Source organism: Paenibacillus arenosi, assembly GCF_014841135.1.
In the GTDB taxonomy this organism is placed as follows: domain Bacteria; phylum Bacillota; class Bacilli; order Paenibacillales; family Paenibacillaceae; genus Paenibacillus_B; species Paenibacillus_B arenosi.
Genome location: NZ_JACYTN010000003.1, coordinates 159688 through 173495, shown reverse-complemented (window position 1 = coordinate 173495; position 13808 = coordinate 159688). Strand labels below are relative to the sequence as shown.

Below are 13808 nucleotides of genomic sequence, written 5' to 3'. Positions count from 1 at the left end.
GGACTCCCTTTGACAGGATTAAAAAGCGACTGAGCTTTATGTAAAGTCTCAGCCGCTTTGTTCAATAAGCTGTCAAAAAGGATTCATAACATGGAAGAATACATTTGGCGATGCCATCCGATAATAGAAGCTGCACCAGCCAGCACCTTTATTGTTGAAGCGATTAGTCGTGCTATATACAAGACGCTCTTGTTCCAACTCTTCAATCTGTCCGATGCGCCCCTCTACGTAATCCATTACGCGCATGGAAGCAGTATCTAGACGATTGATAACACCACCGTAGCGGATATCAATAACTTCCCAGCCGAAAGGCTTAAACATACGCAGCCACTGCTTGCGGTGCGCAGCACGCAGATCTTGCACCCCTGCCGCGATAGCTGGCAGTACCTCCACCGCGATACGTCGCAGCGTTTCCTTATCACCCGCATCATAAGCGTGCTTCAGCTCAATACCAATCTCACTTTTCAGCTTCAAGACGCCGCACAGCTTCTCTGGCACATCAAAAATATAATCCAGCTCCGCTTCGGGCACACGGCTGCTGCGAATCGCCTGCTCTACTTTCGCATAATGAGCTGACATTTCCAATCCTTCAATCTGCTTATCGAACAAGCCGAGCAGCACATCTTGATACAATAAGAACTTACACGGATTGCTCTGCTTCTCATTGTTAGGCTCTGCTCCAGGCGTCTCATCCAAGTCTTTCATCAGCATATAAGCATCCATCTCGATGCCTGTACAGAACTTCACGCGCTCAGCTAGCTTCGCTTGATCCAACTCGCCCTCGGCATAAGCGTGCTCTGCATAGAACTGCAGGCCAAGCAATGCGATATATGGATTGCTTTCCATCCCATCATCGCCCCATAGCGTCGCATAAACTTCGCCAACACCAGCACGTTTGCACGCCTTCAGCGCACTATCCGTAGCGTTCAAGGACATGCCATAGTTAACGCCAAATGTATTGAATACCCATACTCCGCCAGCAAATACAAGATTACAGTTCAATGGGCGATGCTTCGCAATAAGCTTATCGTAATGCTCTTCTTCCATATGGTTGTAATCCCAATACACCATATCAACGTCACTCGGAATACGATTTGCCATCGATTCAGAAAATTGACTCTCTGTGTCAAAATGTTCTGTACCGTCAGCAGAAGTAAATTTCAAAAACATGTCGCTCCACATCATCGGCTTCAAGCCGCGACGACGTACGATTTCCAGCACCTTGTCCAAATGAGCCATCATAATCTCAAAGCGTTCCACATACCCGTTATTATCTAAATATTTGCCGCGTCCAAGCTCTTCTGCCTCATCCATACCAATGTGAACTTTACGACTGCGGAAAGGAGCACTAACCGCCTCGATCATGTTCTCCATCAGCTGATTCGTCTTCTCTGTGCCAACTAACAAAGCACCCTTCGTATCTTTATATTCCCTTACTGGCTCCCACTTGAGGAACTCCTCTAGATGAGCAAGCGTCTGAATGCTTGGGAAAGCCTCAATACCGAATTGGTATGCATAATCATCAATCTCACGAAGCTCAGCCTCTGAATATCGACCACGCATATATCCAAAGTAAGGCTCATCTTTAATCTCATACGTATCTTCCATATAGAGCATGACCGAGTTCATACCCATAAGTGCCGTTTTGCGTAATAAATCTTTAAAGCTGTCTAATGTCAGTACCGCATTGCGAGAAAGGTCGAACATCGGTCCAACCGTGTGGATATGCTGCTTCTCTTCGATATGAAAAGCCTGCCCGCTGCTGCCGTGCTGCACAAGAAGCCCGAGCCCTCTATAAAATTGATGCTTATGCCCATAACGAATATAGGCTTTACCTTGCTCTAAACCTACTTCCAAATTGCCCGTTGAAGGCTCAACACGAACAAGCACACCATCTTCTGATTCACTAAACCAATTGTCCTGCGACAGTGCACGGATACCAGCTAGTAATTCCGTCAAATCTCCCTCAAATCGCAATTTCATCGATACTTCCTCCTAACCAAGTATTCATAGTATGATTTCTTATTTCTATGTAATGACAAGTGCATAGGAAAAATATAGTTCGATCTCATTGTAGTACAAACGAGTAGGTTTGAGGAGGTAGTCTCAGCAACGATTCGTTACAGTATTAATCGTAAAATCCAAGAAAGCTAATAGGTTGAAGAGTTTCATAGAAAGAACACATTCTATTTTTGAGAGGATCGTGCACCACAATATTTATTTCATAAAAAATAACATGGAATAAAGTTCTTTAGTATGAAACTATATCCTTTTGCGTGCGTATGTAAATATGTACCTTATTAAAATACAGATACACAAGATATCGTTATCGCACATATTTTTGCTTATGATGTAAGACTCACGCAGAAGAACTGCAAGGGGAACCTTGATATGCGAAATGGGACCGGCATCTCATACATAAGTTTTGGTTGCTATAGTTCATAGATTTACGTTAGCGCTAAATCATGCTGAACCTTTCGTATCGGATAATTATCAAGGCTGTGAGAATGATTCTACCCCCATTGAAGCAATTATTATTCATTTTAGAGGAGATGTTCACATGTTTGGATCAAACGGATTTGGATTTGGCAACAAAAGCGCTCGCGTAGGCGATCAAATCGATGCTGAAGTAAAAGGCCTTAAAAACATGGTAAACAGCGTTAACATGGTAGCTCAACAATTCGATTTCGTTGAATCTCAGCTTCAACAGTTCGCTCAAATTATCGGTAACTCCGATCCAATGGCAGCTATGCAGTTCCAAAACCTTCAAGCGCAAATTAACAACATTCAAGGTCAAATCGTAGCAAGCCTCGGTCAAATCAACCAAGGTTTGACGAACATCGATGCACTTACAGATAAAATTCAAAACTAATTGATGTAACAAAGAGCGTATCCACTCTTCGTCGGTGGGTACGCTCTTTTATTGAACTATAATGGATAGTTTCCACGCTCAATGTCACATCGTCACATTACGCTAATTTATTCGCTTCAGCTTTTTTCATCTGCTTACTGCGCAGTTGTCCACATGCGGCATCGATATCACTGCCATGCTCCACACGCACGCTCGTATTAATCTGATGCTTCTTCAACACATCATAGAATTCTGTCAACGAATCGCGTGTTGTGCGTTGATATTGGCTGTGCTCATCGACCGGATTATATGGAATCAAGTTTACTTTTAAGAACTGACGCTTATCTTGAATCAGCTGCGCTAACTCCAGCGCATGCTCTGGACGATCATTTACATCCCGCAGCAAAATATATTCCAACGTTACTTTCTGATTCGTCCTAGCAAAGTAATAATCCAACGCTTCCATTAACTGCTCAATCGGAATGGCTCGGTTAATTTTCATTATTTGCGTACGAAGCTCATTGTTCGGCGCATGCAACGACAACGCCAAGTTCACTCGTAAGTCCGCATCTGCAAACTCCTTAATCTTCTTAGCAAGTCCGCTTGTCGATACGGTAATTCGTCTTGAGCCAATCGCCAAGCCTTTACGTTCAGTCATAACTTTCAAGAAATCAAGCAAGTTCTCGTAATTATCGAACGGCTCACCAATTCCCATTACAACGATATGGCTGACAAGCTCACCTTTGCCAACTGCATCAAAATGATGCTGAACCTTCATAATCTGCTCTGCAATTTCACCACTGGATAGGTCGCGACTCTTCGCAATTAATCCGCTCGCACAGAAGCTGCACCCGATATTACAGCCAACTTGTGTCGTTACACAAACAGATAGACCGAATTTATGTCGCATTAATACCGTTTCGATAAGGTTGCCATCTTGGAGCTTAAACAGAAACTTGATCGTGCCGTCCGCAGACTCCTGCTTCACATGCTCCGTTAACGTTTGAATGACAAAATGCTCAGATAGCAGCTGCAAACATTCTTTGTTCACATCATCCATTTGCGCGAAATCCGTTACCCGCTTGCGATACAACCAATCCCACACTTTTGCTGCGCGAGATTTCTTGTGTCCGTGTTCGGACAGCCATGCTATTAATTGATCTAGTGTTAATCCATAAATGGATTGCTTATTCATTCGTTGTCCTCTTTTCAAAACACTGAATTTCTAAGTTCTATGTTACGCAGCTCCCTGTACGTTCTAGCAAGCCGCGCCTATACTCACAATCTGCTTCTTATTGTCCCAAATTTTATAAGTGAACACAAGTGAATTTGATGAAGCGAACCGGCCTAATACATTCAAACAACACGAATTGGAATCAAAGGAGGAATTTGTTTATGACTGTCGAATAATATCGTTTATTATCATTATTTTCACCTTATTTTGCCCAAGATTGAACGATTTCCCCCAATTACTCGCATCCATGTATAACCCACATATATTCATTTTTCCTTAGCAAGTCAGCAAGTTAACCAATCTAGTTACCCATCCAAAAAAATGAATAGGCAAAAGGAGTGTTTCGATTGAATCGTAAACGTTGGTTTATTTCTGTTACCTTAGCATGTGTATTATCTACTGCTTCGCTGTTCTCTACAGCCTTTGCAAGCAATGACCATGACAAGCATTCATCCCACCAATCAGGAGACCACAACCACAAGCATAATGAAACCAAGGTGAAGCCTACAAGCGGATTCCAACTCGCAGCTACTTATGCCATGCCTAGCAAAGCAGCAGAAATCATCTCCTCCACCCCAGATGGCAACACACTTCTCGTAACCGAAGCCAACCTAGGCTCGATCAGTGTCGTATCCATTAAAGATTTGAAGAACATCCAAACGGTCAAGCAAATTAGCTTGAAATCGATATCCCCCGACGCTGAAGTAACAAGCGTTGTCGTTACACCGAATGGTAAATATGCATTAGCAGCAGTACGGACAGGCGACAACGTAAACAACGCCAATAAAGGTGTCATTGCTGTTGTCGATATCGCAGCTGGCACGATTGCCAAAACGTACGAAGTAGGAATCGGCCCCGACGCGATTGACCTTTCGAAAGATGGTCGTACGGCAGTTGTCGCTATCGAAGATGAAGAGCTTGATCCTGTTCTCGATGAAATTGACTTCAGCAAAGTAAAACGTCCGGGTTCTGTAGCCATTCTATCCTTCCCGCAAGCAGATGTGCTGAACGGAACGGTAACCGACGTACCGATTGATTTAACGAATGTAGGTCCTAATGTCACGTATCCGAATGACCCACAGCCTGAATACGCTGCTATTAGCCCTGATGGCAAGACCGCAGCTGTAACCTTGCAAGAAAACAATGCGATTGCACTCATTGACTTGCAGAGTAAAAAAGTAACGAAAGTGTTTGGCCTTGGCACAACGAAGCACAAAGCAGACTTGAAAACAGACGGCGTCGTTTCCATTACCGAAGACCTTACTGCTCGTCCTGAGCCAGACGGAATCGTATGGAGCGCAGACGGCAAATATTTGTACACCGCTAATGAAGGCGATCTCGGTTCTAATGAGTTCAAGGACGGCGTATACTCCGGTGGACGCAATATTATGGCATGGGATCGCAATGGCAATGTCGTGTATGACAGCTTGGATCTAATTGATCGTGTCAACGCGGAAGCTGGTGTATATCCAGATGACCGCAGCCCGAAGCGCGGCAGTGAAGTGGAGAACTTAACGATCGGCAAATTCGATGGCAAGCAGATTCTTGCTGTATGTTCCGAGCGCGGCAACACGATCTTATTCTTTAACGTAACGAATCCGTTGAAACCAAAATACTTGGGCTTAGTTCCATCCGGTGGTAAAGCACCAGAGGGAATTCATAAAGTGAACAAACGAGACCTGTTTGTTAGCGCAGATGAGAAGACAGGTACACTGAGCTTCTATGAGTATAAAGATTAATGGATTCACGGGAAGCAAGCAGGAGGACATGCGATGAAAAATTTCAAAATTCACCTCGTGTGGTTCACTATTGTGCTATTCATAACGGGTACGACCGTTGTGGCATCTAATGAGTGGGTTCTCACCAAATACGAGGGGAGCATTTTTTTTGAGGGAAAAGAGCTCGGAAATCATCCAAACATGCCATTCCTGCAAAAAGACGGCCTGACGTACATCCCTATTCGCTCCATTGAAAATGCAAGCATAGGCTTTACGCGGTACGATTCAGCCAATAAAAATATTTATATCGATATGTTCAACTCTATTGATGGGGTTGGAGGTTCTTCGAACTTATATGCTGAGAGCGAAAATGCATTATTTCACCTTCGTATTAACAGCAGTAAAAAGCGATATAACGTAGGAGAGCAGTTGGCAATTTGGTCCGTATTGAGCAACAAAAGTGGGGAACAAGCGAAACTCCATCATGGAAGCCCCCTGCTTCATTATTATGTACAAGATGCAAAAGGCTCCATATTTGGGGAAACAAGAGCTTTAGCTCTGCGAACAAGCGATATCACCCCTCATTTTCAGGAGGTTCGATCTTGGAGTAGGTTCGTCGCCTATCAGTACAATCGCGGTTCATCTCCACGATATGATCTAGAAGGTGGCGAAGAAATTTTTAAAAAGGAAATCACTAGACCTCTCCACTTACCTGCTGGAACCTACACAATTGGTGTTGTTGCAGAATACCGCATGGCAAGTGATGATCCAACCAAAAGCATCATGGATCTGCCTGGACATCGCTTAGAATCAAGCATTCAAATTACGATTGAGTAGTCCTCATTGTAGAACGTGTAAAATATGACGTAAGTGCACGAGTAAAAAAGGCGAGGAAGCCGCCCCCAAGGGGTGAACTTCTTCGCCTTTTTCCATTATTTCGATATATCTACAAATCCCTCACCGAACACGTCGCGAATATCATGAATCGTAATAAATGCGTCCTTATCGTGAGAGCGCACAATTTTCTTTAACGCACTCACTTCTTGCTTGCTAATAACGACGTACAAAATTTCCTTCGGTGTATTCGTATAATGACCTCTTCCGTAGAAGACGGTAACGCCCCTATCCATCGACAAATTGACCTGCTCCGCAATGTCCTTATGTGCATCAGATATAATCATACATGCCTTTTGTGTATTCAGACCTTCAATAATGAAGTCCATCACCTTTGTAGCTACATACAGCATCACTATTGTAAACATCAAGGCTTCGGCCCCGATGATGAAGTAAGAGGAGAACGCTACAATAAGATCAAAGAATAACAAGCCATAGCTGATGTTCCAATCTAAATACTTGTTGGTAATGCGTGCAAGAATCGTCGTACCTGCTGTTGTCCCGCCTACACGAATAATTAAGCCAAGCCCTACTCCAGTAAATACACCACCAAAGATGGCATTAATAATAAGTTCGTTAGATGCAATCGTCCAATCTTCTGTAAGGTACAAAAAGAGGGAGTTAAATAAAACCGCAATAATGGTATATATCGTTGTCATCTTGTCGAGGAACCTGTAACCGACAATTAACAAGAATGCATTAATAACCAAGTTCACCAAGCCAGGAGACCACTGGAATAAATAATAAAGAATAATCGTAATCCCTGTAACCCCGCCTTCCCCGAATTCATTCGGAATAACGAAGACGTTAATCGCTACTGCAAAAATAAAAGCTCCGAGCATAATCATAAAAATGTCTATAAATCGCTTCTTCATCTTTTCTTCCTTTCTGGATGACGCCCCAATGAATGATGTCGATATCTACGTTGTCATAACTAAAAGCCATCCTCTGCAAGGAGAATGCTTGCTGTAAAATAATTCAATAAGGGACATCTATGTATATCAACGCTTGATTCATAATTACGAACTTCCACGATGTATGTTTAACGTGCTGCATTGTCGCCCTAACTATACGTACAGCTTAAACCGTCCATGAGGACAGCCGTCATATCGGGCAGCACTAACAAGATACCATATACTAGTATTTTCGTCTATTGGTCAATTCCCTTTAAAATTACCGCAGGCAGACGGCAGAATCGTTGCTATTGTGCCTCAAAAATAATCATGTGTTGACAATCATTTAGTTTAGTTACTATACTAAATACAAGGAAAATAATGAATATGCAGCATCTATCTCTAACTTCAACAGTAGTGACGGTCTTAGACGATTAATTATGCAACTGCAATTTTATAAAGCACCTGTTTTTAATTAATGTCCAGCAGGAGTTGCTCATCTTATTTTTAAAAGTGGCTAGAAAAATAAATTTGTCCTGATCGAACTATTTTTTGGATTTTTAGTTTAGTTACTAAACATAATGATGAAGGTCTCATTATTTCAACCGTAGCACTTAGTACTCCAATGAATAAACCAAGCATATTCAAGACCTACATGAAGGAGAGATGGTAATGAACGATCGTATTATAGTAATTGGGGGATATGGACATGTAGGACAAGCAATCTGCAAACAGTTAGCTGATGATTACCCTGGTAAGGTTTATGCTGCTGGTAGAAGCTTAGAGCGTGCAGAGCAATTTTGCCTGACAACGAATAGCAAAGTCAAACCATTTCAAATAGATGTCCGCTCAAAGGTTACTCCCTCTTTGTTAGACAACGTGAAGCTGGTTATCATGTGCTTGGATCAAACAAACACTGCCTTTGTGGAAACTTGCTTACAGCGCGGGATTCATTATGTAGATGTATCAGCTAATCCTTTATTTCTTTCCCAAGTTGAGCAGTTGCACCAAACAGCTGCATCTTATGGTGCAACTGCTGTGTTAAGTGTCGGACTGGCTCCCGGGATAACTAATTTGCTCGCTAAGCAAGCAAAGAGTCTAATGGATCAAACCGAGACCGTAGACATCTCCATCATGCTCGGATTAGGTGATAGCCACGGCAATGCTGCGATTGAATGGACGATCGATAACGTAAGTACACAGTTTGAAATCATGCACAACGGACAGATTAAAAAAGTTTCAAGCTTTACTGATGGCAAAAATATTGAGTTTGGAGCCGAGTTGGGACGTAAAAGAGCCTACCGATTTAATTTCTCAGACCAACATGCTATACCACGTACCCTTGCTATTCCTACTGTTTCCACACGTCTCTGCTTTGACTCGAACTCAATAACTCGAATGCTGGCTTGGTTAAGAGCCACTGGATTGTTCCACCTATTAAAAATAAAGCCGATTCGTCAATTTGCCGTGCTGGCCTTTAGTAAAATACGATTAGGCAGCGACCAGTTCGCTGTTAAAGTAGATGCCCAAGGCAAACAAAATAACGAGGACGTATCGGTGGAATGCCTTGTACGAGGTAGGCATGAAGCTAATATGACGGCAGCTGTAGCTACTGCAGTCGCAACTGCGATTTATCGCTCTCCTATGCCCTATGGGGTGTATCATATCGAACAATTATTTCAGCTACTGGATCTCCTTCCTACTATCGAACAAATAGCAGCGATAGACATTCGAGCGAATGGAGAGGTTATCGTTCTCCAGTAGTACGCAAACAGGAACATGTCTTCTACTGCCGGATAATGTTAGCGATAAATAAGGAAAGGCTGCGCAATTGCTATATTGCACGGCCTCTCCTCTATTGTTTACATCTATTTCGTTACGGAGATGATGAGTGAAAGCGAACAAGCTCTTGCCTCCATTATTCCTTTTAGTCCTTCACAAACGTTTTCGTGCTGCGAACCGTATCAATTGGGCGAACCAATTTCTCGATGTGCTCACGCTTCTGCTCTAGGAACGGCGGTAGGGACAATTTCTCTCCAAGCGTTTCATACGGCTCATCGCCCATAAATCCTGGGCCGTCTGTCGCGAACTCGAACAGAATTTGCGGTGCCACTCGAGCATAAAGTGATTCGAAGAAGTAGCGATTTACATAACCGGAAGTATTGAAGCGATAGCTTTCCAAGCGCTCCATCCATGCATCCAACTCCTCGCGATTATCTACACGGAATGCCACATGGTGAACCGTACCGAAGCCTTGCTGTGCACGTGGAAGAGACTCGTTATGCTCTACAACAACTTGTGCACCGTTGCCGCCTTCTCCCATTTCAAACAAATGGAAGTTTCCTTCTTGTGCGATTTCTTTGAAGAAGAATACTTTCTCCAACACTTCCTTGAAATAATCGAACGGAGCAATACGAATGAAGACAGGTCCTAGACCAGTAATTGCATACTCCAATGGAATCGGACCATCTTGCCAAGGCGTACCTGATGCGATGCCTTTATTGTGCTCATCCGAGATAAGCTGGTACTGCTGATCGTCAAAGTCAATGAACGAAAGCGTCTGTTTCCCAAAGAACGTTTGAATGCCCGTATGTTTTACTGCCAAGCGATCAAAACGCTTCACCCAGTAATCCAAAGCGGCATCTGTCGGTACGCGAAACGATGTTTTTGCAATCTCATCTGTACCATGTACGCCTTTTTGAATGCCCGGGAAATCGAAGAATGTCATATCTGTACCCGCGCTGCCCTTATCGTCAGCAAAGAATAAGTGGTACGTCTGTATGTCATCTTGGTTGACCGTCTTCTTTACAAGACGCATACCGAGCACATTTGTGAAAAAGTCATAGTTCTTCTCTGCACTGCTTGTAATAGCTGTAACGTGGTGGATACCCTTTAATGGATTCATAATAACTACCTCCGTATGATTGTCATATTTGAGTCTGCTCTGTTTTGAAAATACTAACCAATACCTTTGTCGCTTAACCAAATTCCCTCATGCTGCCTGACTGGTAATGTGATGGTACATCTATGTTGATTTATCTTTAATTAAATTATCTTTAATTCGAGATAAATATATCATGCTTATAAGTTACTGTCAATAAGTTAGTGGCTAAAGAGCCATAGAGGTAGTGATTAAAAAAGGAACCGATCCTGTTCAGATCAGTTCCTTTCATACGCTACTTATTTTTTTACGACAAGCGTTGCTATATTATGTTTCATAGTTGCTTACTTAGCTTCCGTTCCATTTTTATTTCCCTCTAAATCCACCTTCGGACTTAATGACTTGCCCTGTTATCCATTGAGACTCATCACTAGCTAGAAAACAGATCGCTCGCGCCGCATCTTCAGGCACACCGATTCGACCCATTGGGAACATCGGTTGCAGAAAGCCTTTCAACGTATCGTCCATCCACCCTGAATCTGTCGGACCCGGATCGATCCCGTTAACCGTAATATGCAACGGTGCCAGCCCAACCGACAGCGGTTCGATTAGCCCCAGCAGCGCACCTTTTGTTGCAATGTACGCCAAATTGTCTGGATCGTCTCCTTTGGACACCATGTAGACAATTCTACCCGAGGTTCCTGCCTGGTAATACTGTTCAAATCTTCGTGCAAACGCCAAGCTCAGCATAATCGTCCCCTGATTGTTAACGGAGTAGTGCTGATCGAGCGATCGTAAATCAAGTGTACGATAGTTCGAAGGTGCACAATAGGCTGCATTGTTGATCAAAATGGTCGGGACTCCTAATGTTCTCTCGACCTGCTCCATGATCATCTGCGGCATATCAGGATTGGCGTAATCAGCTTCCATATGGCCCGCCCTCACACCTAAGCTCTCCAGCTCCTGGCACAATTGCTCTGGCCAGCCTAGCTCCCCGCCATTGCCTTCCGCTGCATCAAACGCGTGCCAATGCGTGAAGAATATATCCGCACCTGCACGCGCTAATTCGCGGCAAATGGCTGTTCCAATTCCAGTAGATCGGCTTGCGCCCGTAACAATTGCAATTTTACTTTTCAATGAATACATAGTCATAGTTAATTCCTCCGCTTTATTCGAATGGAGGATAGCAGGCATTGCATAGTAGAGATGCAGATTGGTCATTCCTAATTCCTAATTTCTGATTGCTGGGCTGTACATATCCACGCAAAAAAGCGGACACCCAAAAAGGTATCCGCATCATGAATGTATATATACATCGCTCATCCTGCGTATCCTGTAAGGTTGACGATAGAGATACCAAATAAACGAGCGGCATAAGCAACGCAAACAAGCGTCGAACTGCTGCACTATATCATTGGTATGCTATCAAATTCATCAGCTTTACAGGTTAATTGGACACATACTAAGCGATTGACTCCTTCCACTTGCATCTCTAACCTCAGCATAACAATGGCTTTGCTCAAAGGCAAGGGAATGTTTGGAGCCTTACTTTACTTATTTATAAAACACTTTATCCACGTTGTACTTCGCTTGGAATTCGTTAATGATGTACGTTTCGTAAATTTCACGATCGACCGCATCTTCAATCACACATACTTCAATTTTGCTTACTTCGTTTCTGTAATTTTTCATTGGCGATACCGAATCTTCGAAGTGCTTCTTAATTCTTGGTCTAAGCTTTCTCGCTTTACCTACGAACAACAACTCATCCTTGCTGTTGTAGAACATAAAGATGCCACCCTTTTCACGCGTAATGAGGTGGAAATCCGTAAATCCATAAATATTGCTTAGCTCAGGTGCAATCTCTTTGTAAATCGTAACGTCCGGTGTTGGGACCGTAATGTTGATCATTATCGTTCACTTCCTTATCTCTTATAGGTGTACATACTATCACAATCTGTATGCAAAACCAATCTGTATATAGGTTAGGGTATATGAGCCAACAACAGAAAAGCCGCTCCTCATTCGGAACGGCTCATCCTTTCAATTTACAGATTATCGAATGTTGCAGCGCACGAAGCTTAACTTGGTTGCACTGATTCGTAATCGGCTAGCTCATCATTTGCTTTACAAGCTCGCGGTTACGTTCTTTGAACACTTCATTATGAGAGGATACCATCCCCCATTTGCTTGCTTCTGGTTCAATAAATAGCTTCGCTTGGTTGATTGCATTGGCCGCATCTTGGAAACACCCTGCAATAAGGTGCAGCTTACCTTCATGATGCAGGATGTCTCCCGCTGCGTAGAGTCCTGGCACAGACGATTCACCCTTCGGATTACAAGCCATGTAGAAATCATCTACTTGGTCAATGGTAAGCTTACTATTACCAATTAACGCTGAATCACGTTCATAGCCATGATTGATAATGACTTCGTCAATCTCCAGCTGCGTCACTTCACCTGTCTGATGGTTCGTCAGCTCCACACGCTCAATCACTTCATGACTCTCATCAGCGATGAGCTTCGTAATCGTCGTATGGAACAAACATTCCACAGAGCTGTTCATCAACTGCGAGACTTGTGCTTCATGGCCTGACAAAGCATCTTTACGGTAAGTTAGATATACTTTGCCTGCAATCGGCTCCAACTCATTGGCCCAGTCCACAGCTGAATTACCGCCACCAGAAATAACGACTGTCTTCCCTTTAAAATAAGCCAATGACTTAACCGTATAGTTCAGGTTCGATACCTCATAGCGCTCAGCGCCTTCAATCTCCAGCTTCTGCGGATTCAAAATACCGCCGCCAATTGCCGCTATAACTGTCTTCGAGTAATGTTTCGTACCTGACGCTGTATGTAGAACAAACAATCCGTCTTCATTTTTCTCGATGGACTCTACTTTTTCATTTAACACAACTTCAGGATTAAACGTGAGACCTTGCTGAACCATTTGTTCAATAAGTTTGGCACCCGTCGTAGGTACAAGTCCGCCTACATCCCAGATCATTTTCTCCGGATACACATGGACTTTACCGCCTAAGCGCGGTTGAAATTCGATAAGCTTCGTCTTCAATTCACGAAGACCACTATAGAAAGCAGAGAACAACCCCGCTGGCCCGCCGCCTATTATCGTCACATCAAAAACTTCGATTTCATCCATCTCCGCACGCTCCTAAATTGATATCTCCGCAAGTTCGTTGTTTATGCGAAGTGCCATTATATTCTGTATATCCTAACTTCCATTATTTTCTTAGTTGACTTTGTACATAGATACTCTTATATTAATTACGTATTGTTAATGATAATCATTATCAGTATAAAACGCAATACGATATCT

General features: G+C 43.1%; 11 protein-coding genes. 4 read left to right on the top strand and 7 right to left on the bottom strand.

The features are described from left to right. Window positions 1-72: 72 nt before the first annotated feature. Window positions 73-1983, bottom strand: coding sequence for a beta-N-acetylhexosaminidase (locus IFO66_RS06760; RefSeq protein ID WP_192024407.1), 1911 nt, complete (start codon window positions 1981-1983; stop codon window positions 73-75). A gap of 577 nt (window positions 1984-2560) precedes the next feature. On the opposite strand from IFO66_RS06760, the gene IFO66_RS06755 reads away from it, so the two are divergent. Next, window positions 2561-2872 (top strand): hypothetical protein, encoded by a 312-nt coding sequence (locus IFO66_RS06755; RefSeq protein WP_028594663.1) that lies wholly within the window; start codon window positions 2561-2563, stop codon window positions 2870-2872. A gap of 97 nt (window positions 2873-2969) precedes the next feature. On the opposite strand, the gene rlmN is transcribed toward IFO66_RS06755, so the two are convergent. After that, the gene (rlmN, locus tag IFO66_RS06750; RefSeq protein WP_192024406.1) at window positions 2970-4046 is read right to left on the bottom strand and encodes a dual-specificity RNA methyltransferase RlmN; all 1077 of its coding nucleotides are present in this window, start codon (window positions 4044-4046) and stop codon (window positions 2970-2972) included. 386 nt (window positions 4047-4432) lie between these two features. Here rlmN and IFO66_RS06745 point away from each other — a divergent pair, with 386 nt between their 5' ends. Continuing rightward, entirely contained in the window at window positions 4433-5824 is a 1392-nt protein-coding gene (locus IFO66_RS06745) for a choice-of-anchor I domain-containing protein (protein ID WP_192024405.1), read from the top strand. Between the two features lie 33 nt (window positions 5825-5857). Next, window positions 5858-6640, top strand: a complete 783-nt coding sequence (locus IFO66_RS06740) for a hypothetical protein (RefSeq protein WP_192024404.1) — start codon at window positions 5858-5860, stop codon at window positions 6638-6640. A 95-nt stretch (window positions 6641-6735) separates the two neighbouring features. Here IFO66_RS06740 and IFO66_RS06735 read toward each other — a convergent pair whose 3' ends face one another. Next, the gene (locus tag IFO66_RS06735; protein WP_192024403.1) at window positions 6736-7572 is read right to left on the bottom strand and encodes a YitT family protein; all 837 of its coding nucleotides are present in this window, start codon (window positions 7570-7572) and stop codon (window positions 6736-6738) included. Between the two features lie 690 nt (window positions 7573-8262). On the opposite strand from IFO66_RS06735, the gene IFO66_RS06730 reads away from it, so the two are divergent. Further along, complete coding sequence (locus IFO66_RS06730; RefSeq protein WP_192024402.1) at window positions 8263-9354, top strand: saccharopine dehydrogenase family protein; 1092 nt, start codon at window positions 8263-8265, stop codon at window positions 9352-9354. Window positions 9355-9517: 163 nt separating this feature from the next. Here the strand turns inward: IFO66_RS06730 and IFO66_RS06725 are convergent, their stop codons facing one another. The 4 genes from IFO66_RS06725 to IFO66_RS06710 all read right to left on the bottom strand — a co-directional run bounded on the left by IFO66_RS06725 (window position 9518) and on the right by IFO66_RS06710 (window position 13631). After that, window positions 9518-10495 carry a ring-cleaving dioxygenase gene (locus tag IFO66_RS06725; protein WP_192024401.1) on the bottom strand — a complete coding sequence of 326 codons (978 nt, stop codon included), beginning with the start codon at window positions 10493-10495 and terminating at the stop codon, window positions 9518-9520. A 342-nt stretch (window positions 10496-10837) separates the two neighbouring features. Next, the gene (locus tag IFO66_RS06720; RefSeq protein ID WP_192024662.1) at window positions 10838-11617 is read right to left on the bottom strand and encodes an SDR family oxidoreductase; all 780 of its coding nucleotides are present in this window, start codon (window positions 11615-11617) and stop codon (window positions 10838-10840) included. 408 nt (window positions 11618-12025) lie between these two features. Then, entirely contained in the window at window positions 12026-12382 is a 357-nt protein-coding gene (locus IFO66_RS06715) for a nucleotide excision repair endonuclease (RefSeq protein WP_028594657.1), read from the bottom strand. 199 nt (window positions 12383-12581) lie between these two features. Further along, on the bottom strand, window positions 12582-13631 hold the full coding sequence (locus tag IFO66_RS06710; RefSeq protein ID WP_192024400.1) for an NAD(P)/FAD-dependent oxidoreductase: 1050 nt from the start codon (window positions 13629-13631) through the stop codon (window positions 12582-12584). Window positions 13632-13808 lie beyond the last annotated feature (177 nt).